Raw genomic sequence first — 23,796 nt, 5'->3', positions numbered from 1 at the left:
ACTTATTTTAACTTGGATAATCTGCTGTACAATACTTGCATAGGAAGCATTCTTAAGTTATTCTGTTCCTGGATTTCCGCTTCGTACAAAAACCCGTCGTTCAATTCAGAAAATCTGGCACCCAAGAGCTTTGCCTGGGCAAGCACTTCTTCCATTTCTTCAACAAGAGGAGCAGCCATTTCCTGTGAAAATCCATCTGAATTATAGCGCGATTCAATCTGCTTAAAATCCAGGTAATTCATTCGTAGGTCTGCCATCAGCTTAAAGTGAGTAAACTCATTCTCATTTTTCATGGGATTCAACTCAAGGATTTCTTTACGAACAGCCTCATAGGTTGACTTCATTTCCTCAATATCCTTACTCCACACGGGCTTGCCATTTGAGATTAACTCAGGTTTATAGGATAAAAAATCCCATAACTTCATCAATTCGGTTTCAGTTAGGCCAAATCGTTCCTTCCCATACTGCAAGGCAAATTGTTGGGGATCTATAGCTTCCTTCCTGGCCACTGCTTCGGCATAACAGGCAATAAGAATCCTAAACCCGGACATAGGATAAGTATTTCTGATCTGGGTCATTTCAGCTACATCATAGCCCACATCCCAGGTGAAGCCATAGAGGCCGGAGGTAGACCAGGAAGTCATTACGATCCCTTGATACTTACGCTCTCTCGCGTAAGGGATGAATTCCTTCTGATTGTTGAAATGAGTAGGCCAATCTGTCAAATACCAGTTATCCGGATGGCTCCTGATCGAAGGTGCTCCCCAAAATTCAAATCCCAACTCCTGTAGCTTGGGCACATCCCCAAAGTGATTGATCTTCCATCCATAATTCCAATCAACGAAGATGGTTTCAGCCGGCAATTCAGCTGCGGCCTCAGGATACTTTAAAATGATATCCGCCCACATGACAGGAATCTTGCCGTTTTCTATGACCAGATTGGCTATCATTTTCATATGATCCACAAACAATTTCGATTTCCCTGCTTCAGCAACCCGTGCACTGCACAGTTCGCAATGTCCCAACAGATAGGTTTCATCTCCGCCGATATGGATGTAATCGGAATTATGCGTTTCGGCCAGATCCTTGAAAAGGTCCCGGAACAGTGCTTCACTTTCTTCGGTTTTCATGGGACAAAGCTGGGATATGTCCTTCCTGTCCTCTTTCAGGTGGCTATACCGGGAATTACGCAGAATGTATTCCACATGCCCAAGACTCTGCTGCAATGGTATCACTGCTATCCCCAAGCCATCGCAATACGCTATAAAATCAGCAACCTCTGCCCGGGAATACGAAAACTCATTGGAGATGGTGGCATGTTCGGCATAAGGGTAAGTTGCCTCCCACTCCACTACCAGGGTATTCAACCCAAATTCCGCCATTTGCTTGGCAAATGCCTTCAGCGCTTCAGGTGTCATCACCTGAATCCGTAAGTCCAGATGAAAACCCTTCACTTCAAAATCAGCTAGAACCGGTTTGGTAACCAACTCCTTTTCCTCTGTAAAAGAAGAACCAAAGGTGGTCATCAGTACTAGTAGAATGCTAAAAAGATTGGATTGAATCATGGTGTCAGGTGGTATGTAAAATTGTAATTTATCTTAGTGTCACTTAGGTTAATAAGTTGGAGAGGATGCTTATTTTGAAACTTTATCATTCATATCGGGAATATCTTTTACAGCAGTTTTATTAAAATAAAAGCGACAATTGGGATGTGTGGTAAGAATTGAAGCGGGACAGGCTGTTGACACAGGCCCAATCAGGGTGTTTTTCACCGCTTCACTTTTATTTTCTCCCAATACCACACAAAACAGATGATTCCCTCTCATTAATGTGGGTATGGTAAGGGTCACTGCCTGGGTAGGAACTTTGTCAAGCGTCGGAAAACACCCATCATTTACCTGTTGGATTCTGCAGGCATCTTCCAATTCAACCTCTTTAATTGTTTTGGTGTCATAGAAATCAGCAACCGGGGGATCATTGAAGGCAATATGGCCGTTTTCCCCTATACCCAGACAGACTATATCAATTGCGGTCTGGTTAAGCAATGATGCATAATGGAACATCTCCTTTTCTATTTCCCCAGATGTATTCAATAGATGCACTTCTTTTAATGGCACCTTAGAAAACAAATTTGCCTCCAAATAGCTTGCAAACAATTGGGGAGAGCCTTCGGGAAGACCAATGTACTCATCCATATGAAAAGCAACCACTTTTTCCCATTTGATCAAAGCTGAATTTGCCAGATAGGCCAACATATCTTCCTGGGAAGGGGCAGCAGCAAATATGATTCTAACTTCAGGTTGAAAGTCCTGAAGTTTGACAATACAACTTTCTATTTCCTTCCCTGCAGCGGTGCCTGCAAGAGTTCGTGTTGCAAAGACCTTCACGTCTTTTTGAAAATCTACCATTTTTTTGAGTTTAACTATCAATTGACCTTGGCAAAAGAAATGATACCGGTCAGGCAATCTATTAAAATACCAGAAACAACGTATCTACAATCCATGTATTAGGCGGGTTATAAAATTGCAATAGTGATTTCAAATGGATCCAGTTTTGCCCCCGCACGGTCTCTGGCTGACAAAACGAGTCGATCTTCCGAACCCTCCCCGTTGTTGATATAGATCAGGTTGAGTACATCGATGTCATTTTGGGTAAACCTGTCACCCGCTTTTAAGGTTGTCGCTCCGCTGATTAACCAGCCAAATGAGGGGGTTTCCTCCACCGTGTAAATAATATCATTTGCCGAGGCACCGGACACTTCCACTATTTCTTTACTCAGTGCAAATGAATTCCCCCTTTCCACCGAAAACCCGCTGTTAGTCAGCAGATCCAAAGAGCTTTCACCCGTAGCAATCGTTGCTATGATCATTGGAGCCGGAATAGAGGAATGCTCCTTTGAACCCAGATCATTGGTTTCATCTCCCTTTTCCTGACCATCCATCATAAGGGATATTTTGCCCGGTTTTTCTTGTTTCCCGTAAAAATCGGTCAGATCAAAATTAAATGCATCGACTTTTGCGGTGATAATGCTGGCAACAGGAGGTGAATCTGCAGGGGTGGCATTGTTCCAGTTCAAGCCCATTTCTGTCCAGGTAGTGTCTGCTATCTGATATAAATTCATTGCCAGGTTTTTGCCATGGGTAAATGAAATCCCAATCTGAAATCTGAGATCCGTAATCACTCCCTCTTGTTCCAGTTCATTGAGATCGAACATTAAATAAGCTTTTCTGTCAAAATCACCGTCACCTGTGACGCTCTTCACTTTAAGGAGATTCAGCGCTCCGAAATTCTTTCCCGCATCAGCCCCTCCGTTGATATAGGTATCTGCCAAAGGGAAAATGGTATCCGTTTTTACAGAAGGATCCAGTTCATCCAAATTAACCGATGCCGCTGAAAAATAGACGATCGAATTCACGATATGGATAACCCCATTGGTCGGCTCCAGATTAGAAGTGGAAATTTCCCATTGCTTACTGGTCCCCTGATTGACCAGACCGACAAAACTCGGATTATGGGAAAGGAACAGGGTCTGTCCACTTTCAGTATCATAGGCAATAGGAAAGTTACTTTCAAACAATTCCGGATCAGTAAACAATACCTTATCGGTAACAATATGGTATTTGAGCACATTCCTTAAAATGGGGACCGGTATATCTTCCAGGCTGGCATATGAATTACTTTCCAAATACGCTTCAAATGCTGCATTGGTGGGTGCTATATACGTACTAATATCGCTGCGCTCATATAACTCATCGAGACCTGCCAGCTCAATTGCCGTACTCAGCATGGAAAATGAGTCCTCATTTTTAAAATAGCTTAAGGCAGATATGCCCAGCTCTCCGGTAGAATTGGAACCTTCGTATTCAAAATTCTCCTGGATCGTGCAGCTGTAAAGCATCCCCATACCCATGATGACCGGAATTAGAACTGTTGCTAGTTTACCTGATTTTATACTTCTCATGCTTCTGGATTTTAAACTTAGATTACTGTGCTTCATATTCTGTTATTGATAAAACGGGTTCTGCACAAGACTTGGATTTCTATTCAGGGCATCCTGATGAATTGGCCAAACCAGGTTTGCTTCATCACTCAACCCGTTAATTGGCCCCATCACTTCTATGGCTTTTCCGGTCCTGATCAGATCAAACCAGCGGTGTCCCTCAAAAGACAACTCAATCAATCGTTCATGCGCTATGGCTGACTCCACATCTCCATAAAGACCTGTTGCCTGGCTATCGTCCAGGCTTGCCAAGCCTGCCCTGTTCCTTATCCTGTTAAGAAGTGATAAAGCCTCTTCAGTTTCTCCTAACCGGGCATGAGCTTCAGCTTTTAACAGAATGATATCAGCTAACCTAATCAACACAATGTTATTGGAAGAAGGCTCAGGGCTCTCGTCACTGAACCCCTCTCCAAAGAATTTCCATATTTTTCTGGGCTGTGCCTCGGTAACATCATAAATCAGCCCCTGCCTCAGATCCCCTTCCTCAAATGAATCTCTGAATATCTGACTTGGGAAAAAGTTACTGTCAGATCCCAGAGCATACAACACGCGAAGTGAATTTGTCTGGACCTCATTGTACCCTACTTCAAATATACTTTCATTACTATAGCCTTGGGTAAATATCCTGGACCAATCATTGATGGACACCAAGGTATATAGGCTGTTTGACATGACTTTTTCAGCACTGCTGATTGCCTTTGGATAATCTTTTCGCCACATGTAAAACTGAACCAGCAGCGCCTCGGCACCTCCTTGGGTAATTAAAATTCTATCCCGTTCCCCACCATAACTTGCTCTGCAGTTTTCCGAAGCAAACAGTAAGTCAGCTTCAATCTGGTCCAGTACAGCTTCTTTATCCGTGCGCGGGATAAAAATATCCTGTTCGATACTTTCAAACGGTTCCACGATCAGCGGTACATCCCCCCAGATTCTCACGGCATAGAAGTAGGAAAGTGCACGCAGGGCTCTAGCCTGGGCAACAAGTTGTTGGCCAAATTCAGTTTCCTCTTCAAATACGGCAGGTATGTATTTGATGGCATAGTTGGCACGGCTGATGGTTTCATAAAGATTATTCCATCGCACAGCATTCATGATCGGGTTTAATGAATTCTGCTGTAGCAAAAATGGATCACCGGATTGGTTAGTACTGACAGCATCTGCCCTCCCCTCTCCCCATAAAGAGAAATTAAGTGAAAAGGTAGACTGGGCCGCATCGTAAATCCCATAAATACCTGCCTGGGCATCACTGGATGTCCGGTAAAAACCCTGGGCAGAAAAACTGCTTACCGGTTCCTTGTCTAGCAGGTCATCAGAACATGAAAACATGCCCAGAGTCAACCCCACAATAAATGTCTTCTGTATAAATTTCATAGCTCTAATTCGTTAAAAACCAATAGTTAAACCAAGGATAACTGTGCGACTCTGAGGATAGGAACCTTCATCCACACCTAAACGAAGCCCGCTGTAGGAACTCACATCAGGATCAAAGCCGGTATAATCTGTCCAGGTAATCAGATTAGTCCCGGTGATATAGGCATCCAGTCTTGAGAAGCCTATTCTATCCACCACATCGAATGGAAGTGAATACCTCAGACTGACGTTTTTAAGTTTGATGTAGGAGCCATCCTCTACCCAGCGGCTTTGAATCCTACTATCTGACTGCAAGGGATCGTCCTGGACCGGTTTTGGATAATCAGTGATATCCCCCTGCTCCCTCCACCTGTTTAAAGCATCAGTAGAGAGATTATTGTAGCGTACAATGGAATTGCGCTGATGATTGATTTCAGAGTAAATCTCATTTCCGTACGAGAACTGAAAGAATACATTCAGGCTGAAATTTTTGTAAGAAAAGTCATTGGTTATTCCACCGTAGAAATCCGGAGTGGCATTTCCAATGATCTGTCTGTCTGATTGATCAATCACGTTGTCTCCGTTCAAGTCCTCCCAGATAGGATCCCCTCCGGAATAAACTGGTCCTTGAGAACCATTGGTTATCCCGCCTACATTATCCTCATCCCGTGCATAAACACCATCAAACTGCCATCCATAAAAAGTTCCAATGGGATAACCCTCCTGTAAGATGTGAAAGGCGCCATTCTGAATGAATCCATTCGTCAATAGACTCTCAGGTAATTCCTTGACAATATTGGAATTCGAACTGATGTTAACGCTTGTATTCCAGTTAAAATCACCTCCTACCAGATTTCGGGAAGCCAGCAAAATCTCAACCCCTTTATTTTGTATCATACCAATATTCTGGGTAATAAAATCGAATCCGGTTTCCCTTGGAATAGGTACGTTATACAACAAATCACTGGTATTCTTGATATAAGCATCCCCTGTTAATGCAAGTCTTCCTTCCCAGAAGGACAAGTCAATTCCCGCATTGTACTGGGTAGTAGTTTCCCATGTCAGGCCGGAATTGGGCATGACCGAAGGGGATGCACCGGAATAGTCCAGGTAATTCGTGCCCACAGAAAATTCACCTTGGGAAGTATAATTACCAATGGCTTCATTTCCTGTCTGCCCCACACTAAACCGAAGTTTTCCATCGTCAAGAAATGCGGACTGATCAAACAAGCCTTCATCGGAGAATCTCCATCCCACCGAAGCGGAAGGAAAATATGCATAGCGGTTATCCTTTCCAAACCGGGAAGAACCATCAGCCCGAACATTTGCCTCAACTAAATACTTCCTGTCAAAATCGTAGGAAACTCTTCCAAAAAAGGACTGCAGGGAATGCTCAGTGGTAATATTCACATCCTGATTGGAAATGGTACCCGCGGCATTCAGTGTTCTGATGTTGTCACTTGGAAAAAACATCCCATCTAATCCTGTACGTTCGTACTTCCATTCCTGAAAACTAAAACCGGCCAGTGCCCCTAGGTTGTGTTTTCCCTGAAATGTCTTTTGATAAGTAAATACATTTTCATTAGCCCAAGTAATATTATTGATGGACCGAACAGAACCGGTGTTATACCCCTCCCTGTAATCCAGCGTCGATGGAATAAAAGTATCCTCTTTCATCGCCAGAAAATCAACATTGATACTCGTTCTGAATTTTAAACCTTCGACAATCTTGTACTCCAGGTATTGACCTGCAATGATACGGTTGCTTTTATTGAGATTAGTGGAGAGTTCTGCCAGGCCAACCGGGTTTCTTTTACCAAATTGATAGCCATTCAGGGAACCGTCTGGCAGATACATCGAATAGGTCGGAGGGCGGATCAGCAATTCTCTGATTATACTTAGGTTTCCAGAGCCGGCAGCATTAATCCTGTTGTTCACCGCATTGGAAAAGGACACGCTTTGACCAATCGTCAACCGTTCAGAAACATCAAAATCCACATTTAACCTAGAAGTGATTCTTTTATAATTTGAGTTTAGAATAATCCCATCCTGGTTTAGGTAGGAAGAACTCCAGGCATACTTAAAATCTTCAGTTCCTCCCAGGATGGATAAATCCACATTGGTCTGCCATGCCTTACGAAGAAGTTCACTTTGCCAGTCCACATCCCCATTGTTGGTTGAACTCAGGGAATCCACTATGGCAGAAATAGGCTCTCGGTCCCCACCTGCATTCCTGTAGGAATCCAATACAGCGCTCCTATACTGACTGGCATTTAACACATCCAGTTTTCGGGTGATTTCACTTACTCCGGTACTTACATTTAAATTGACCTGTGCTTTACCTGCCTTACCCCTCTTGGTAGTAATAAGCACCACGCCATTTGCTGCCCGTGAGCCGTAAATAGCAGTAGAAGCAGCATCTTTAAGTACCTCTACTGAGGCAATATCAGATGGGTTGATTGCAGCAAGCGGGTTCAGGCCGAAATTCTCAGATCCGTTTAAGGAGGAGGAAACATTCGTCTCCAAAGGAACCCCGTCAACCACATATAAAGGGGTATTGCCTGAATTCAGAGAGGAATTCCCCCTGATATTTATAGTCATCCCACCTCCGGGTGCTCCGGAATTAGAAGTTACCTGAACACCTGCTGCCCTACCCTGTAAAAGCGAAATAGGATCCTGCACATTCGTTTTCTGAACTTCTTCACTTCCAACCGACACAATCGAACCGGTAAGATTTCGCTTTTCTTGGACACCATATCCTATGACCACAAATTCATCCAGGTCGCTGGTACTGGATTCCAAAGAGACATTTAAGTAACCCATATTCTCAACACCAACTTCTTTAGCGGTGTAACCCAAATAGGAAAACCTCAAAACATCTCCTATTTCCACCCCGGAAATAGAGAATGACCCATCGATATCTGAAGTCACTCCTGTAGTGGATCCTTTTACCATCACGGCAACCCCGATAAGGAGCTCTCCGCTTTCCGCATCTTTGACAACTCCGCTGATGGTTCCTTCCTGCGCAAGCGCGCTAAAAGCCAAAGTAAAGACAGTGATTAATAGAAGTACAGTATGTCTACACAACAGTTTTGTCGGTGTAATTCTGTTTAATTGCCCCATAGAATTAGGATTAATGTGGTTTCAAAAGAATTTTCTAATGTGATTGAATCAAATGTATAGCATATGCAATTTATATGCAAACGTTTGCATAATGATTTCTTAAAAATAGGATCATACAGTCAAATAAACAGCTGACAACTGTCAATAAATCACTTTAAACAGGCTTAATAAGCACTTCACATCAAAAAGATAAAAAGGAAAACAATCACTATATTGCAAACGTTTGTCAGCCCCTGTTTTATGAATAACCGTAGAATCACTCTAAAAGACCTAGCTAAAGAACTTGAATTATCCGCTTCCACCATCTCCAGAGCTCTGGATAACCATCCGGGAATCAGTCCGGAAACCAAAGAAAAAGTAAAGCTTAAGGCAGAAGAGTTAGGCTTTACGCGGAATTCCATCGCCGCAAGCTTTAGAAAAAGTAAGACCCTGACCCTAGCGGTCATTGCTCCGAGAATAGATATTCATTTTCATTCTTTAGTCATCAGCGGAATAGAAGAATATGCTTACAAAACGGGGTACAATGTTACTATTTTTCAGTCTCGGGATTCCTTAAAGCGGGAAAAGAAAATCACTGAAACCCTTCAAAACAATATGTTCGGGGGAGTTGTTATTTGTCAGGCATCCGAAACCAAAGCTTATGAGCATTTCAAAAAATTAACCAAAATGAAAATGCCCATTGTATTCTATGACCGTGTTCCTACAGGATTGGAAGCAAGTAAAATAATAATCAATGATTACGAATCCTCCTTCCTGGCCACTGAGCACCTGATAGAAATGGGTTGTAAAAGAATCGCACATATTGGAGGTTCCCAGTCCACAGGTATATTTAAATCCAGGTTTGAAGGCTATGAGGCTGCTCTTAAAAAGCACCAGCTACCAGTTTATAAGGAGCTAGTCCATTTTACCAAGGATCTGAGCTACGATGAAGGGGTGCTAACCGCCAACAAACTACTCATGGGGCAACCCAAACCAGATGGTATTTTCTGCTCCAATGATTATACAGCCGTCAGTGCTATTCAGGTGTTTCAGAAAAAAGGAGTGAAAATCCCTGAGCAAGTTGCCATTGTTGGGTTCAGTAACTACCCGATATCAAAAATCATTGAGCCTAATCTAACCACTATTAATGATCGCGCTTTTGACATGGGACAAGCAGCTGCCAAGCTGTTAATCCGTCAAATAGAAGAAGAAGATGATTTCATACAATCAGAAATAATAACCATAAAAACAGAACTTTTGATCAGGGATTCGAGCAGGAGAAAATAATTTTTCTTCCGGAGGCATTCCTACTCTTTTTTCGTTTTAGTGAACAATGAATCAGGGCACTTTCCTAAGTCTTGCCTGACAAAGAACGGGAGGAAAAGGTAAGACGAGCGACCTATCCATAAGTTTTTTTCTCCTTGAACTTCAAACTATCTGTAAACTCCATGTTGTCACAATACAGCACACTAACTGGAAATTTTCCGGTTATCCATCAAAAACTTGACAGAATTCCCTCTTATACTGTTAATGAAGTGATTGATACAGGCTAAATTCTCAATATACACCTTACAGGAATCCATAACGGGCAATTATAGGTACAAACCATTCTGCATTTGCTGCGGTATTTCCAGGTTGTGGGATTGCAGACCTGCTTTAAATCAATTTTCCTTCTGATCAATCCAGTCCACGCTCATTATCCCGATTTTTTTTGTTTTTCCCCTAAGCAGGATCATTCCGAGCATTTCGACATCCATGCTTGGATGCGGCCCCACTTTGCTTAGCAAATACCCGGAAATAATAAGCTCTTTTTTGTAATCATTACACACACCCTGTATTCTGGCAGCTGTATTCAAGGTGTCACCGTGATAGGCAATGTCTCTCTTAATTTCCCCTATTTCTACGGCTGTTACCATTCCCATATGAATCCCTGCCTTAAATTCCGGAAGTCGGCCATAGTTTGATCTATAATATCCCCCCCTACTCTCAAATTGCTTTTTACAGGCAAAATAAAAACGGACACAGCGGTGATCCTCCATCCCATGGAGAGCAGGCCAGGAAACCACTACCTCATCCCCTACATATTGATAAACCTGTGCTCTGAAAGGAAACAGCATTTTATTAATATCCGAAAAGCTATCCCTGATAAATGCGCTGTAGTTTAAATGGCCTAACTGTTCGGCAAGGGAAGTGGATGACTTCAAATCCATAAACATAAAAATCCTCGCCTCCTGTTTAGGATCCCTGTACCTTCCCAGTAGAAGAGGGGCCAACACTCCGGGGCCATACTTCTTGTTTACCTGGTTGGCGAAGTTGATAATTAGGGTCATAAAAAAATAATAGACAAGCAATAGATAGAATAAAGGCTCCCATGACTTCTCATTCAATAAGTCAAAAGAATTATTGTTAGGCACTACGGAAAGGAAGTCAAAAAGTACAAAGCACATTAGCAAAAATAAGGTACTCAATAGTGCCACGGAACCGAATGCCTTGATCAGGATCACCTTCCCAAGAGGCAGCTTCCTGAAAAAATTACGGTCTAATAAATAGTCTGCACCCCCCAGGCTAACTCCATAGAGAATTCCAATGCCTACAGCCGCTAAAGCCAGCGCCCCAGGGTTTACCAATTCCGGAAGCCTGTATTGTGCGGCAATTATTTGGGACAGCAGCCTGACAATGGTGAAAAGCAGAAGGTTGGCAATAATCCAATAACTCACCTGTGTACCCACATAGGATAAGAAGGGGAACCTTGCCGTAAAATCTTGTGCCAGAGATGTGTATTCGAACCGGTGTAACATACCAATCTGGTAAATAATAAAGTTGTCTAGAAATAGGTATCCATACGGAGAATCATAAAGAAAAAACCTCACCCAACGTCTGAATACTCAGTTGGTTTTCTGTTCCACCTTCGTTTTTTATCCTGTTCAACACCTGCTCAGATTCGCCCATTGGTACATAAACCTCTCCTTTAAGCAATTTTCCGAATACATTGTCAACGGGCATCCGTATCCCTTGCAGCTTAAGAAAAAAAGCAGCATTCCCAAGCCAAACGATCATGTATTCTTTGCTTCGCAGCCACGCATCATTTTCCCTACAGGAATACGCCAAGTGTCGCTTTTACCGGTATCCCGTTGGGACTTGGTTCGAAGTAAACTCCCGGATTTTGGACACTCTTTTTCTCCCAGAAATGAATTTTCGGATCAGGTGTAAAAGGTACTTCGTGATCAACTTAGATACATGTATCGATTAATCGCCACATACTCATTGAACCAGCGAAGAAGGAGGATATCCGAAATGCTTTTTAAAGGCAAACGAAAAATGCGAAAGGTTCTCAAAACCAACTTCGTAGCAAACTTCAATAGGCTTTTTCTTCTTTTCCACAAAATGGTAGTGGGCGAGTTCCAGCCGCTTTTGGGTGAGCCAACGCTGGGGTGTGGTATTAAAAGCTTTGACAAAATCCCGCTTAAATGTGGTGAGGCTGCGTCCGGTAAGGTATCCAAACCTCTCCAAAGGCATATTGAACATGAAATTCTTCTCCATATAGGCAATCAGGTCAATTTTTCCCGGCTCTTCGAAATTCGCCAGCACATGATCAATTCCCTGGTCAATGCTTCTTAAAATGCTGATCGCTTCAGTGATCTTCAATGCGGCGATTTCAGCAGGAAGCTCTTCCATCTCAAAATAAGGAAGCAGGGATGAGAGGCAACTTTCCAATAAGGGATGGTTGCTGTAGCGAAGAATCCGCTGTTCTGCAGTCCTGGGTCTGACATCCAGTTTGGTGTAAAATTCCCGTAGTCTTTCGATCGAAAGATGCATGACCACACTTTTGTGTGGCCTGCCATCCTTCGGATAATTGATTATGGTAGCCAGTTGATTTCTGGGAATCAGGAAAATATCCCCCTTCCTAAACAGATAGGTGGCATCAGCCTGTACAATTTTGGTTTCACCTGAAATAAACCACACAAGCATGTGATGGTCAAACATGATGTCCGATTTAAAAAACTTATCTTCGTAGCAGGAAAGTTTGATGTCGTCCGTTATATATTTTGCTTTAAATTCCATGGGTGACTATTCTCAGTTTAAGGTACACTTTTTCAGCAGTTCTGCTATACAATAGTTTGGTTATGTACCGATCGCAGACCGAATTCAATACCTGTAATATCCTCACTCCACTCCCACAGTCTAGCGGCGGAAGTCTCATCCAATGAATAGGCTTTTATCCCTGCGGACATACCCGTAGCATGGGATAACCCAGCAATATCCCCATCTTCACAATATACCCCTCCAATTGCGTTGAGCATTGGCGAAGTGGCACACCACACAGTGGTAGCGGCACCTTGGGGGATGTTTTTCAAAGAAGCAGCTACCTCAGGCAGGATATTGCCTTCTGCATCACAGAACCCCATTTGCTGAAACAATTCCGGCGAAGCCTCCCTCCCTAATTCAGTTCCACCAATGGCTCCGGGGTGAAGGCTGTATGCGTGCACATCAAAGGCATGTGCCCTGTTATCCAACTCAAGGGTAAAGAGGTTGACCGCTGTTTTAGACTGACCATAAGCCGTTAGTGTTTCGTATTCCCGGGTCAGAAAATTGGGATCCTCAAAGTTAAACTGACCGAACTGATGCCCATGTGACGATACATTTACCACTCTGGCACCGTTGGCTTTCTCAAGAGCTGGCCATAAGCTGGCCGTAAGCTGAAACATTGCCAAATAGTTGGTGGCTAATTGTGATTCAATCCCACGGGAATCTCTTCGGAGGGGAACCCACATGATCCCTGCATTATTGACAAGCAGGTGCAATGGCCTTCCTGATTCGATGAACTTTTGGGCTAAGGTATCAATGGAAGCGGGATCCATCAAGTCCATGGACTCCAGCTCCACATTGCCAATACCCTTGAGGTTCTGTGCCGCTTTTACCATGTCTCTGGCGGGCACGATGACTGTAGCACCTGCCGCTGCCAGGGCCTTGGTAGTTTCCAGCCCTATACCAGTGTTTCCTCCGGTGACAATAGCTGTTTTCCCCGAGAGATCTATGCCTTTAATAACCTCAGCAGCTGTTGATTTCGCATCAAATCCAGAACCTATAGGTCTTTGCAACACCCCTTGATAATTGTTTTGTCTCATGATCGTATTAGATTTTGTTTAGACAAATGTAGGGGTGTCCACAATGAACGGATTTGTTTAAACGTCCGAATATGTTTTGTTTAAAAGGCCTCGCTGATCAGGATCCCCAGCGTACCGCAACTGGCTAATCCGGATTATGCCTGGACAAGGAAAACAGAAAAGTCAATGCAGCCAGAGGGAAGCTCCGTTTAAAAATCAAGTAAAAGCTTTTCTAAATTCCAGTGGGGTTTTAGTGGTTTTCTGCCTGAAAAGTTTGCTAAATGACTGTGGGTATTCAAAGCCTAATTCATACGCAATTTCACTGACAGTCAGTGTAGTTGTGCTTAGACGTTCCTTAGCATAATCAATCATTTTGCTTTGGATATGTTGTTGCGCATTTTGCCGGGTATGTATACGCAATAGACTTCCCAGATAGTTGGGTGAAATAGTTAACGCTTCAGCTACAGCCGCGACAGTAGGCACCCCTTTTTCAAGCCCCTCTTTTTTATCAAAATAAGAAGCCAGAATATCTTCAAATTTTTCCAGCAGTTCATACGTAGACTTTTTGCGGGTGAAGAATTGCCGCTCATAATACCTCTCCGCATAAATAAGCAGCCTTTCTAACTGGTTTACAATAAGTTCCTGACTGAATTTATCTATAGTAGATTGGTATTCGTGTTCTATGGCAAGCAAGATCTGCTCAATTACCATTTCTTCTTTTTCAGAAAGGAAAAGTGCCTCATTTGCTGCATATCCAAAGAAGTCAAAAGATCGGATTTTTTTAGCTAAAGATGTATTCCACAGGAAATCAGGATGAACCAACAGCAACCAGCCACTGGGCTGTACCACAACAGCTTGATTGATTTCAATTTTCAGAAACTGAAGCGGTGAAATAAAACTTAGTAATCCTTTATTGAAGTCGAACACCTGTTGGCCATAGTTGAATTTACCATTGACATTCCGCTTTAACCCAATGGAATAAAAATCCTGAATCCAACTGATCTGATTTTCTACAAATGGGTACATTACTTTACTGTAATCAATCAGGCTTATAAGCGGATGCTCAGGCTGGGGAAGATTACAAAGCGAGTGGAATTCTGCCAGCGAAAACAGTCGAAATGTCTTGTTCATAAAACTAAAATAGTGAATTAGGTATAAACGATCCCAACTTATCTTCCACCCAATGATTACAGGCGGATTGTTTTTCAAGTATTTATATTTTGATTTTTATAGGTCACTTGGAATCTCGCCTGCATTATAATCATCCTATTGAGTAACTCTTGTGTCATGCTCTATTTCAGGTGTACTCTTTAATCCATGAGGTTCTCTTCCTGTGGGACATAAGTTCTTTATTGTCGTGGGGCAGGCCATTCCGTCCGGGAAGGCAGAACCGAAAACATGTTGTGTGGCAAATTATCAATTCGCCCTAGGACTATAGGTATCTTATACTAATCTTCAACTTTATGGAAAATATACCCGCCGTGATGCAGCGTTCTTTCATCAACAAATTCACCGTCTGCAGAAAACCCGGTATCGTCCATATAATCAATATAGTTACCGACTACATTGTACTTTCCCCGATATGCACTTGTGCGGTCACCACGTGCCTCGTCATAACGGTTGCCAGGCAGTAATTCATGTCTGATATACCCATCCTCCGTCACCCACACCCCTATATATTTCCCGGTTTCTTCCATTGTATTATCCATGCTTGTTTTTTTTCTATCCTATTCATTAATTCAGGTAATTCATATGTATCTAAGAAGGCGATACCTGTTATGATTTTTTCATTCTTCAACTGTATCTTCCAGAAATACGTACTTGCATAAAATTTTCCTTCGATTGCGGTAACCTTGCCTTGAAGTGCATCCAAACATAGGGCCCATCAATGGAAAGGCTTATTATTCCGGAAGTAAAGGGGGGCGAGTTGTGCCAAAATAGAGGGCATCAAATTCCACTGATGCTAATTTATCCTTCCCAAGTAGCCTTCTTTTACCTACTGAGAATAAGCATTGTCCAGTCCCAATACCATACCCAGCAACAACAACATCACCCCTTTTATTTGCTCTATCAGAATGATTTTTGGGCTGTAGGCCTTACTACAAGTTCATTTACATCCACATCTGAAGGCTGGGAAACCGCATATGCCACAGCTGCGGCAATAGCTTTAGCTGGCAACAAATGCGTCCTAAATTGTTCCAGCGCGACTTTCTTCAATTCAGGATCGGAGATCGTTTCTGCCAATTCCGATTCTGTGGCACCCGGAGCGACAATCGTTACCCTGATATTTCCGCTTACTTCCTGGCGCAGCCCTTCTGAAATTGCCCTTACTGCAAATTTCGTTGCACTGTAAACAGTAGAGGTAGGTCCTACCCAGCGATCCCCGACGGAGGTTATGTTTATAAACTGGCCCCTGTCTTTTTCTTCAAATACAGGAAGCGCAGCAGCAATACCGTGTAGTACCCCCTTTATATTCACATCGATCATTTTATGCCATTCATCAACTTTGTAGGCATTGATCATCGAAAGTGGCATCAGTCCCGCATTGTTGATAAACACGTCTACGGTTTTAAATTCGTCTATAGTAAAGCTGACGAAGTCCCTCACATCAACAGCTTGGGTAACATCCAATTGTTTGCATATCGCCCGCCCACCGTTCTTTACAATATCATTTACGATAGTTTCCAATTTTTCCAGACGTCTGGCCCCTAGAGAGACCATGGCCCCCAAGCTTGCTAAGTGACGGGCTATAGCTTCTCCTATTCCACTGCTGGCTCCTGTAATTGCGATTACTTTTCCTTTAATGTTTTCCATTTTGTATCAGTTTATGTTTCTAATACAAAAGTCCTTAACAGGATAGCGCCACAAGTAATCAAATCAACAAATGGTGTGTTCAAATCGTGGATGCAGGTTAAGTAACTTAAAATCCACCTGTAAGACGGTAGAAATAGCATGCCATAAATCCTTCCTGACACCTTACCTTCAACCCATTGACTTCTTATCCTTCAAGCCACTTTCTTCATGGAACTGACTTATTCCACCTATAAATAAAGTGAATTCGAAAGAAGGCCGGGAAATCTGCAAGTTTGGGACTATGCATTTTGAATAATTGCAGACAGGGTCATGCACATTCCAGCAGATCAGATCGGGTATAGCAACAGTAAACAGGAACATCTGAAAAGCTGTAACCTGACTGGATGCAGGTTCAGGGAAATACACATGTTCAAGGAAAGCCTGGCGCTTTAATTTGCCTGGGGGTCGAATTAAAACAGTAGCCGATAATCAGAAAATTCTTCATTCAGCCCCATCTTTGCAGGCTGAAACATAACCATGAAAAGATTACGCATACTTTGTTCAAAAAAACTTCCTAAAGGCACTTTTGAGGGCGACATTACCCATATCGGAGGTGTAAACGGAACCGGTGAGAAATGGAATATTTCAGTCAGGGAGGCCGTGGAAGGGATTAATTCCGGAGTATTTGAATTCTTTGTAGTAGAGCAGTTTGAAGAAATCAATGTGAAGGTCACCGGAGATATCGAAAAATCATTGACTGCCCTGGGACAGGGATATCTCCATAACCTGCTGCTCGACTTGCCGGATTGTCCTTAAGGCAGTCTTACTGGCTATCATCCTAAAGACTGACCGAAGGTAAGTAAATTACTGTCGGGATCCAGAACAGAAAACTCTCGTTGCCCCCAAGGCTTTGTCTGAAGGTGCCCATTCGGATGAATGCTTATTCCCCTGTTGACCAGGTCCTGGAAAAAGCTGTCGATGTTGTCAACCCTGATGTAAACCTGACCATAATTTTGCACAGGATCCAGTGTTTTAAATTCAAAAAAGTGAAGTTGGATCTTATCTTTTGAAACCATTAAGTACCCTTCAAAATCAGTACTGCCGAATTCATGGAAACCCAGTTTGTCTAAATAATAATCCTTAGTTTTCGCCTTGCTTCGCATAGGAAGTTTGGGACTGATTTCTGTAAGCATATTCAGGGTTATTTAAGTGTCGTTTGATTTGATGTAAAGTTGGGTATAATTACCCACTGCATCATTGACTGAAATCAAGAAATCAAACCAAACGTGCCCTCACCCGGCTTAATGTTTCCGGTGTAATTCCCAGATAGGAAGCGATCTGCATTTGGGGAAAACGGTTAATCCAATCAGGTTTTTTTGAAAGGAGGTCCTTATATCTGTCATCCGGATTCATTGAAGTTAAGGCAATCATTTGCTCGGTTGAAACGGAGAGGTTTGCCAACAAGCTATTTAACATACTAAAACAAGGATGTAAATCCATTAAATTATGGATGTCGTCTAAAGAAATGGAACCTACAATAGAATCCTGCGAAGCTTCAATGAATACATTTGAGGGTTTTTGAACGAGTAAACTCTCGATGTCCGAAACCCAACAGCCCTCCGTAAAAAACTTAAGTGTGAGTTCCCTGAGCTCAGTTTCTGCATATAAGCGAAAGCTTCCTGCCAAAATAAAACTGAGGCTGGTACATACCTGGTTTTTCTTCACGAGAAAATCTTTTTTCAGGAATTTCTGAACTGATACTTTATCAGTAAACATTGCCAATTGCACTTCTGAAAAAGGATGACATTGTACTAGAGATTTTTTTAGTTCTGCAAGATCATTCATAATCAAAAATCAGATTTCATTAAGTCAAGAATGCTTTTAGGTAGGACCAAAAAGCGAAAGCCAGCATGCCATGTGCCCAGGATCCAAACCTAAGCGTATCTGCCTATGGCAGTATTCTTCAGCTCAATATACCTGGTTTGGTCCACTTGAAAAAAGAATGGTGAATATATTAAATACCCAATTTCGACGAGCAATGTACTTCCTCTTTGACGTTTCCTAACCAATCAATACTCCTAGTACTAGCAAAAGCAAAACTCCAACGACTGAGCCTGCGATAAGATAGGCGCGGCTAACATGGAAGCAATTGGAATACTGTAAACCTATACTCAAAAACAGAATTCCCGGGATCCCGAATATAAGCCAGGCTGCTCCATGGTTGAACCAGCCTTCAGCCTTCATATTTGATATGCCTTTACCGGTTGATTCCCATAATCCAACCAGGACAAGAAACTTTACAATAAGTTCTGCCAATGGATAAACCAACTGTCCACTGGAGCATGCAAACAAAGCAAAAGCAATTAACCCAGTATTTCTTTTAACAGCAGTTAAATAGGTGCGCAAAGCCAGGAATGCGACACCCAGTGTAATAAGCCTTGCCAGGGATGCACCAAAGATAATCCAGCCCGTTTCATCTACCGGATCCTGGTTCAGTATATGGTCAAGGGACCAGGCAGCCAGTACATACAGGGAAAATCCTCCTATTATTAAAAGGAGCCCATAAAATGACCATTTTGTGATATTTGGTATGGCATCAACTCTCATCATCCTAAGTTTATAGAGCTAATTGGTCAGTAAAATCCATCCGGTATCTACAGGGTTGCCTATAAAAGTGCCTTGCCAACCCAAACAACGTACAGAAACCTATGAAAGCACTCACGCATACTTCTGGTATAGGATTAAAATTGTTCACGTGTAACTCCTCTCTAAAGGTCCTTTACTAAAAGCAGCAAAATGCCTTCCTGATCCTTTTTGGCAAACCCATTTTTCATGGCGAACCTCAATGCTTTGCTATTTGTACTTTCCGTCCTGGCTATCAATGTTTGGATTCCGAATTCTTTTTTAGCCAAATCAGCAAGGATCTGAAATGCAGAAGCCATAAATCCCCTTCCCCAATAGTGAGGAAGTAACAAACCTCCAATTTCCATTTCGTTCTTTTCCTTATTCCAATGGTGCAAGGCACAGTCACCAATAATTTTGGTACTATCTTGTACACTTCTGATGGTAAAAATACAATTACATTTAGCGATAATCTGCTCGGTGAATTCAATTGGCTTTATAGATGAATAGTCATGGTACCTACCATTTTGGGCAGTATATAGTTTATAATATTGATCAGCATCATTAACTGCTAGCCGCTTCAGTAAAATTTTATCGTTCTTGAATTTCTCTTGCATTTCAAATCCTGCTATAGTTTAAACTAGGCCTGCATATTTAAGCCTTGAATGAATGGCTACAGTCTTTTACTTCGCCTATCACCTCCCAGTTAAAAGGGAAGACATGAACCCAGTTCCTTGCATTTGATTCCAAAGGCTATTTTACTGATTTCACCCAAATATAGCCTCTGTCACTTTGGTACTCGTAGGAATAGGCTTGTCTAAGGTAAATATCTATAACCTGAAAATCTGTTTCAGATAAAATCCGCTGTAAATCCGGTATTTTAAAGAAAAAGATATCTAAATCCCCTTTCTTATCAAAAAAGTCATCTAACCGGTATTTTTGCTCCCCTAGATGAAAGGAGAACAGAAATTGGCTATTAGGTTTTAACACCCTATTAATCTCAACAAAGGCTTCCCTAACCTGTTCTAGGTTAAAATGCACTAGTGAGTAAAATGAGATACCAGCAGAAAAATAATTATCCGGATAGGTTAGAGCCAAGATATCGCCAATCTCAAAATCCAAAGATGGAAAAGCAGTGTTGGCATAAATAATCATTTCTGAGGAAATATCCACACCTTTTACGTGTGCTCCTAACCCTGCTAAAAAGGCCGAAAGGTGCCCAGGGCCACAACCTAAATCAACGATAGTTTCATTGGATTTATTTTCACTTTGAAATGCTTTAAGTAACAGTCTATCAAAATGATTTTGGGACAGTTCATCCAAAAACTTTGAAGAGTATTCCTCAGTAATTGAGTTATAATACCCACATATCTTTTCTAAATCTTGCATAGTTTAAAATTTAACTCTATCAGAACGTAGCATATGATGATTGATTTTGTCTAGTATGCTCATCATCAATGGTATACTACGCTATCCAACACTTTGCTCCAATCCGCAAATTCATCAAGCTAAGTTCGTCAAGCGGGCTTATGAAAAATAGAATAAAACAGACTTCTCACTTTTAATCCACTAAGCAACATGTATAATCTTCGTACCTCCCGATTGCACGGATTAAATCACCAGTTTACCTGTGCAAGTTCAAAGGGCGAATTGCGTCAAAAACACCTGATACCTCCACAGGGGCCTAACGCAAGATTGCATACAGGTGTATACTATTTCAACTGTAAAATATATTGCCTGGAAATTGAGAAGTGCAAAATAGCCGGTATCGTGGGCTACAATGATGCCCCTATGATATGCCCTACCCCCTCAGGCCTGTCAACAGCCCCCTGTTCCTCGAACACCTGATCTGCCTTAACAAATTCCTGAGGTGTCTGCCCGGTGAACATTTTGAACTCCTTGCAAAAATGAGATTGGTCTGCATAGCCAAATTCGTAGGCAAGCCCTGTAAAGCTATCAATATGGTTGTTACGGATTTTGTTCAATATTTCTTCAAAGCGGTAAAGTCGCTTAAATAATTTTGGATTAATACCAACATCCCGATAAAACAAGCGTAGGAAATGCCTTTCACTGATATTGTATTCCAAAAGCTTGGCTTGATAACCACTTTTGTGGTGTATAAGAAAGTCGGCAATGCGATTGTCTACGGTATGTTTTTGGCATGCTAGTTTCTTGGCTAAAATTGTATTTAGCATAGCTGAACGCACTTGGTGTGATGGTGCCAAAATAATTTCTTCTATAACTTCGGAAGGCAGTAGATTTCCTGCCTCTATTAGATGGTTTACTGTATCTATAACATCCACTCTAAATATATTCCGTACGCCTGTGGGAAAAAATGAGACTGCTATATGTGAGTAATCAGGACTCATTTTATACGTTTTACTCTGTAGCGAAATCCCCTTGAAAGTCGCCATAGGTACAACTCCCTCATCAGGCAACCATAGCCCTTCTGCCGCATGTTCACATCGTATTACCAAATGGGGATAGCAGTCGGCGGTCATTCTTAAATCAATCGGTTCACCTGTTAAGGACAAATCCAATGACCATATCATCCGTATGTGCGGTGCAAGTGACCTGTGAACAGGGTATAACTTAACATTTACCATCAGCAATCAACTTTCAGAAGGTTAATTTCGTGTTTTTTGCAATTCGATAATAGGGTTTTGCTCAGATGTTGCCTGTAACATTCTTTCATGCCGATTTCAAATTCTGACAGGACGAATACTGACACTATAAAGCCTGCTTTCAAGATCAATACCTTTACCTATCAGGTTTTATTAGTAAGCTTCTGCAATATCCAAATAAAATCCACGCTGACGTTGCTTCCCGAAGCCGTAATCTGCACGGATATTAAGTCTGTCTTTATCATTGATCATAAAACGTAATCCCACCCCGGCATTTGGCTTTATCCCGGTGTCTCCCAATGAATACCATTTTCTGGGAGTCAGGGCAGCACCCAACCAAAAATCAATACCGATAAACCTCCATAGTCCCGCACGGATCTCTGCCTGGAATGCATATAGATTATTATATCTATAAAAACCGGTATAGTACCCCCGCATTATAACGTTTCCTCCAATATCTGCCATTTCTTTAAATGGGACCGCCCCTGAATTGGAAGTCATAAAAAACTGCAAGGCAATTACATCGCGGTCACTCAGCCAATTAACCGGAAAGTATTTTCTTACATCAATTCTGGTGTTTAAAAAACCATAGGATTGATGTAACATTTCTGGATATACCATCAGCTGCATCTCCGCAAACATTCCATTGCGCGGGTAAACCTGGCTTTTTCGGGATTCAAATGAAATCAACGGTGCGACGCCAAGAAGTTGGTACCCCCCGTAACCAATAGGTTTGTCCAAAGAAAAACTCCCCCCACTTTCGGAGTCTATATTATATATTCTTGTATAGCGGGTTGCAATACCTACATAAGTCGATTTCCTGATTTCCCTGTAAACCTTAAATTCAGCTGATAACCTGTTATATTTTATCAAATCCTCCTTGGCAAGTGGCTGTTCAGTGGCTATTCCAAAATACAGTTCAGGAAAATAAGTCATGCTGAATTTCCCTTGGTAGATCAGTTTATTCTGCGGGGTATAATAACGAAAGGTGTTATCCCAGTTATATTGCTTGTTCATAGTATACAAAAAGAAAGACTGTGCATAGGAGCCTGTGGTAAGCGAATCAACTGATGAATTGAAATTGACCGCTACCAGTCCCCCTAATCCAAATTTTGTCTCAGGTGAGTAGTACATGACCGGCAAGGGTGTGATTCGGACTTTCTCAAAAGAAACTGAATCGGACTGGCAGAAGACAGAACGTATACCAATTAATACCAGGGCCAATCCGTATAACAGTTTTTTGTACATACCTATAGTAATGGTGCTGCCTGTTCCCCAAACACCGAGAGGATTTTTATAAGTTGATCTACTTCTAGGTTAACACTCCAATTGGCAATACGAAGTATCCGGCAAGAATCTTCCGGATCAAAATTCACTTCATGGACAGGGAATTCTAACATAAGGTGTTCTATCAGAAAGTCCGCTTTTATGGGATCATTAATACTGGTTTTAAAAACTTCAATCATTACAAAAGCAATTTTGTAAAGCTGTGTGAGTTCAATGAGTTAGTGTGATTTTCCTAAAACAGTTACAAAAATACCTCAACAAAATCCATGAGACTTGTAAAAAACGGACAGCTTATGATATGGCATCATTAATTCAGAAAGACCTTTTTACCGAAAACAAATAGGTCCTGCTACCGGAAGGCCGAAATGGGTGTGATGAAAAATCCATAGGCCTGGCGGATTGCAGGATTAAAACAGCATGTTCTTCACCGCTTGTTTAGAATGGACTTTTCTCCGGTGAATACTATCATAAAAACACAAAATCAGGTATTTGAGGTACATAAGCAAACGAAGTCCAGGTCGGATAATCCTGCAGTTTCTAAAGCTCAGATTATTTTCGGGAAAATATGGATTTTCCTAAATTCACGTTAGTCATAGAGAGCCATCGGGTATTTCTAATCTGACAGTCAATTGATCAAATGTCATTATAACACCGTTTAATTCCATCACTATGATCTATTACAAAGAGTATTTACCTGTCAAGGAATTAGAAATGTATGTGAATTTCCCACCCACGGAGCCGATGGATTGGGCTTCGGGGGTCATAGACTCGCCCAATGGCAACGCCTCATCCCGTTTTTGTTTTGTGTCCGACTGCATCCCGCAACCAGACAATACCTTTCATACCCTGTGTTAAGATGCTCTCCTATGTTGAAAACCAAGAAAAACAGCTAAAATTTCACATACTTTTTCAG

Annotated in this window: 22 protein-coding genes; 2 read left to right on the top strand and 20 right to left on the bottom strand. The window is 41.9% G+C overall.

The window, feature by feature from the left end; all coding sequences use genetic code 11:
- Positions 1–2 precede the first annotated feature (2 nt).
- The 5 genes from AS141_RS24150 to AS141_RS24130 all read right to left on the bottom strand — a co-directional run bounded on the left by AS141_RS24150 (position 3) and on the right by AS141_RS24130 (position 8,473).
- On the bottom strand, positions 3–1,565 hold the full coding sequence (locus tag AS141_RS24150; RefSeq protein ID WP_082632423.1) for a family 20 glycosylhydrolase: 1,563 nt from the start codon (positions 1,563–1,565) through the stop codon (positions 3–5).
- Between the two features lie 69 nt (positions 1,566–1,634).
- Positions 1,635–2,408, bottom strand: a complete 774-nt coding sequence (locus tag AS141_RS24145; RefSeq protein ID WP_057940287.1) for a 6-phosphogluconolactonase — start codon at positions 2,406–2,408, stop codon at positions 1,635–1,637.
- 107 nt (positions 2,409–2,515) lie between these two features.
- Positions 2,516–3,961 (bottom strand): CBM96 family carbohydrate-binding protein, encoded by a 1,446-nt coding sequence (locus tag AS141_RS24140; protein WP_057940286.1) that lies wholly within the window; start codon positions 3,959–3,961, stop codon positions 2,516–2,518.
- A 42-nt stretch (positions 3,962–4,003) separates the two neighbouring features.
- Complete coding sequence (locus AS141_RS24135; RefSeq protein ID WP_057940285.1) at positions 4,004–5,371, bottom strand: RagB/SusD family nutrient uptake outer membrane protein; 1,368 nt, start codon at positions 5,369–5,371, stop codon at positions 4,004–4,006.
- A 12-nt stretch (positions 5,372–5,383) separates the two neighbouring features.
- Positions 5,384–8,473 carry a SusC/RagA family TonB-linked outer membrane protein gene (locus AS141_RS24130; protein WP_057940284.1) on the bottom strand — a complete coding sequence of 1,030 codons (3,090 nt, stop codon included), beginning with the start codon at positions 8,471–8,473 and terminating at the stop codon, positions 5,384–5,386.
- A gap of 240 nt (positions 8,474–8,713) precedes the next feature.
- On the opposite strand from AS141_RS24130, the gene AS141_RS24125 reads away from it, so the two are divergent.
- A complete protein-coding gene (locus tag AS141_RS24125; protein WP_057940283.1) occupies positions 8,714–9,739 on the top strand; it encodes a LacI family DNA-binding transcriptional regulator in 1,026 nt (341 codons plus the stop codon).
- A gap of 374 nt (positions 9,740–10,113) precedes the next feature.
- Here AS141_RS24125 and AS141_RS24120 read toward each other — a convergent pair whose 3' ends face one another.
- The 7 genes from AS141_RS24120 to AS141_RS24090 form a co-directional block, all read right to left on the bottom strand.
- Positions 10,114–11,250 (bottom strand): adenylate/guanylate cyclase domain-containing protein, encoded by a 1,137-nt coding sequence (locus AS141_RS24120; protein ID WP_057940282.1) that lies wholly within the window; start codon positions 11,248–11,250, stop codon positions 10,114–10,116.
- Between the two features lie 52 nt (positions 11,251–11,302).
- Positions 11,303–11,560 carry a hypothetical protein gene (locus tag AS141_RS26725; protein WP_157243575.1) on the bottom strand — a complete coding sequence of 86 codons (258 nt, stop codon included), beginning with the start codon at positions 11,558–11,560 and terminating at the stop codon, positions 11,303–11,305.
- Between the two features lie 153 nt (positions 11,561–11,713).
- Positions 11,714–12,514: an AraC family transcriptional regulator gene (locus tag AS141_RS24115; protein ID WP_057940281.1), complete on the bottom strand. Its 801-nt coding sequence runs from the start codon at positions 12,512–12,514 to the stop codon at positions 11,714–11,716.
- A 44-nt stretch (positions 12,515–12,558) separates the two neighbouring features.
- Entirely contained in the window at positions 12,559–13,578 is a 1,020-nt protein-coding gene (locus tag AS141_RS24110; RefSeq protein ID WP_057940280.1) for an SDR family NAD(P)-dependent oxidoreductase, read from the bottom strand.
- 195 nt (positions 13,579–13,773) lie between these two features.
- On the bottom strand, positions 13,774–14,688 hold the full coding sequence (locus AS141_RS24105) for a helix-turn-helix domain-containing protein (RefSeq protein WP_057940279.1): 915 nt from the start codon (positions 14,686–14,688) through the stop codon (positions 13,774–13,776).
- A gap of 317 nt (positions 14,689–15,005) precedes the next feature.
- On the bottom strand, positions 15,006–15,266 hold the full coding sequence (locus AS141_RS24100; RefSeq protein WP_057940278.1) for an Atu4866 domain-containing protein: 261 nt from the start codon (positions 15,264–15,266) through the stop codon (positions 15,006–15,008).
- Between the two features lie 361 nt (positions 15,267–15,627).
- Positions 15,628–16,371 carry an SDR family oxidoreductase gene (locus tag AS141_RS24090; protein WP_057940276.1) on the bottom strand — a complete coding sequence of 248 codons (744 nt, stop codon included), beginning with the start codon at positions 16,369–16,371 and terminating at the stop codon, positions 15,628–15,630.
- Positions 16,372–16,887: 516 nt separating this feature from the next.
- Between AS141_RS24090 and AS141_RS24080 the strand changes: the two genes are divergently transcribed.
- Positions 16,888–17,166, top strand: a complete 279-nt coding sequence (locus tag AS141_RS24080) for a DUF3892 domain-containing protein (protein ID WP_057940274.1) — start codon at positions 16,888–16,890, stop codon at positions 17,164–17,166.
- Positions 17,167–17,183: 17 nt separating this feature from the next.
- Here the strand turns inward: AS141_RS24080 and AS141_RS24075 are convergent, their stop codons facing one another.
- The 8 genes from AS141_RS24075 to AS141_RS24040 all read right to left on the bottom strand — a co-directional run bounded on the left by AS141_RS24075 (position 17,184) and on the right by AS141_RS24040 (position 23,062).
- Entirely contained in the window at positions 17,184–17,543 is a 360-nt protein-coding gene (locus AS141_RS24075; protein ID WP_057940273.1) for a bleomycin resistance protein, read from the bottom strand.
- Between the two features lie 82 nt (positions 17,544–17,625).
- Positions 17,626–18,195 carry a Crp/Fnr family transcriptional regulator gene (locus AS141_RS24070; RefSeq protein WP_057940272.1) on the bottom strand — a complete coding sequence of 190 codons (570 nt, stop codon included), beginning with the start codon at positions 18,193–18,195 and terminating at the stop codon, positions 17,626–17,628.
- Positions 18,196–18,411: 216 nt separating this feature from the next.
- Positions 18,412–18,960, bottom strand: coding sequence for a hypothetical protein (locus tag AS141_RS24065; RefSeq protein WP_157243574.1), 549 nt, complete (start codon positions 18,958–18,960; stop codon positions 18,412–18,414).
- Positions 18,961–19,118: 158 nt separating this feature from the next.
- Positions 19,119–19,589, bottom strand: coding sequence for a GNAT family N-acetyltransferase (locus tag AS141_RS24060; protein WP_057940270.1), 471 nt, complete (start codon positions 19,587–19,589; stop codon positions 19,119–19,121).
- 136 nt (positions 19,590–19,725) lie between these two features.
- Positions 19,726–20,361 carry a class I SAM-dependent methyltransferase gene (locus tag AS141_RS24055; RefSeq protein WP_057940269.1) on the bottom strand — a complete coding sequence of 212 codons (636 nt, stop codon included), beginning with the start codon at positions 20,359–20,361 and terminating at the stop codon, positions 19,726–19,728.
- 386 nt (positions 20,362–20,747) lie between these two features.
- The gene (locus AS141_RS24050; RefSeq protein WP_082632422.1) at positions 20,748–21,578 is read right to left on the bottom strand and encodes an AraC family transcriptional regulator; all 831 of its coding nucleotides are present in this window, start codon (positions 21,576–21,578) and stop codon (positions 20,748–20,750) included.
- A gap of 171 nt (positions 21,579–21,749) precedes the next feature.
- Complete coding sequence (locus AS141_RS24045; RefSeq protein WP_057940267.1) at positions 21,750–22,844, bottom strand: BamA/TamA family outer membrane protein; 1,095 nt, start codon at positions 22,842–22,844, stop codon at positions 21,750–21,752.
- A 2-nt stretch (positions 22,845–22,846) separates the two neighbouring features.
- Positions 22,847–23,062, bottom strand: coding sequence for a hypothetical protein (locus AS141_RS24040; protein ID WP_057940266.1), 216 nt, complete (start codon positions 23,060–23,062; stop codon positions 22,847–22,849).
- Between the last annotated feature and the right edge of the window lie 734 nt (positions 23,063–23,796).

Source organism: Algoriphagus resistens (assembly GCF_001442615.1).
GTDB lineage: Bacteria > Bacteroidota > Bacteroidia > Cytophagales > Cyclobacteriaceae > Algoriphagus > Algoriphagus resistens.
This window is presented reverse-complemented; position numbering and strand designations above follow the sequence as displayed.

What these genes read in the sequence shown, in the direction of transcription:
- AS141_RS24130 (WP_057940284.1), bottom strand. Translation starts at nt 8,473, where the DNA reads ATGGGGCAATTAAACAGAATTACACCGACAAAACTGTTGTGTAGACAT.
- AS141_RS24140 (WP_057940286.1), bottom strand. Translation starts at nt 3,961, where the DNA reads ATGAGAAGTATAAAATCAGGTAAACTAGCAACAGTTCTAATTCCGGTC.
- AS141_RS24150 (WP_082632423.1), bottom strand. Translation starts at nt 1,565, where the DNA reads ATGATTCAATCCAATCTTTTTAGCATTCTACTAGTACTGATGACCACC.
- AS141_RS24050 (WP_082632422.1), bottom strand. Translation starts at nt 21,578, where the DNA reads ATGGTAAATGTTAAGTTATACCCTGTTCACAGGTCACTTGCACCGCAC.
- AS141_RS24125 (WP_057940283.1), top strand. Translation starts at nt 8,714, where the DNA reads ATGAATAACCGTAGAATCACTCTAAAAGACCTAGCTAAAGAACTTGAA.
- AS141_RS24135 (WP_057940285.1), bottom strand. Translation starts at nt 5,371, where the DNA reads ATGAAATTTATACAGAAGACATTTATTGTGGGGTTGACTCTGGGCATG.
- AS141_RS24060 (WP_057940270.1), bottom strand. Translation starts at nt 19,589, where the DNA reads ATGCAAGAGAAATTCAAGAACGATAAAATTTTACTGAAGCGGCTAGCA.
- AS141_RS24120 (WP_057940282.1), bottom strand. Translation starts at nt 11,250, where the DNA reads ATGTTACACCGGTTCGAATACACATCTCTGGCACAAGATTTTACGGCA.
- AS141_RS24075 (WP_057940273.1), bottom strand. Translation starts at nt 17,543, where the DNA reads ATGCTTACAGAAATCAGTCCCAAACTTCCTATGCGAAGCAAGGCGAAA.
- AS141_RS24110 (WP_057940280.1), bottom strand. Translation starts at nt 13,578, where the DNA reads ATGAGACAAAACAATTATCAAGGGGTGTTGCAAAGACCTATAGGTTCT.
- AS141_RS24045 (WP_057940267.1), bottom strand. Translation starts at nt 22,844, where the DNA reads ATGTACAAAAAACTGTTATACGGATTGGCCCTGGTATTAATTGGTATA.
- AS141_RS24090 (WP_057940276.1), bottom strand. Translation starts at nt 16,371, where the DNA reads ATGGAAAACATTAAAGGAAAAGTAATCGCAATTACAGGAGCCAGCAGT.
- AS141_RS24080 (WP_057940274.1), top strand. Translation starts at nt 16,888, where the DNA reads ATGAAAAGATTACGCATACTTTGTTCAAAAAAACTTCCTAAAGGCACT.
- AS141_RS24070 (WP_057940272.1), bottom strand. Translation starts at nt 18,195, where the DNA reads ATGAATGATCTTGCAGAACTAAAAAAATCTCTAGTACAATGTCATCCT.
- AS141_RS24115 (WP_057940281.1), bottom strand. Translation starts at nt 12,514, where the DNA reads ATGGAATTTAAAGCAAAATATATAACGGACGACATCAAACTTTCCTGC.
- AS141_RS24100 (WP_057940278.1), bottom strand. Translation starts at nt 15,266, where the DNA reads ATGGATAATACAATGGAAGAAACCGGGAAATATATAGGGGTGTGGGTG.
- AS141_RS24055 (WP_057940269.1), bottom strand. Translation starts at nt 20,361, where the DNA reads ATGCAAGATTTAGAAAAGATATGTGGGTATTATAACTCAATTACTGAG.
- AS141_RS24105 (WP_057940279.1), bottom strand. Translation starts at nt 14,688, where the DNA reads ATGAACAAGACATTTCGACTGTTTTCGCTGGCAGAATTCCACTCGCTT.
- AS141_RS24145 (WP_057940287.1), bottom strand. Translation starts at nt 2,408, where the DNA reads ATGGTAGATTTTCAAAAAGACGTGAAGGTCTTTGCAACACGAACTCTT.
- AS141_RS24040 (WP_057940266.1), bottom strand. Translation starts at nt 23,062, where the DNA reads ATGATTGAAGTTTTTAAAACCAGTATTAATGATCCCATAAAAGCGGAC.
- AS141_RS24065 (WP_157243574.1), bottom strand. Translation starts at nt 18,960, where the DNA reads ATGATGAGAGTTGATGCCATACCAAATATCACAAAATGGTCATTTTAT.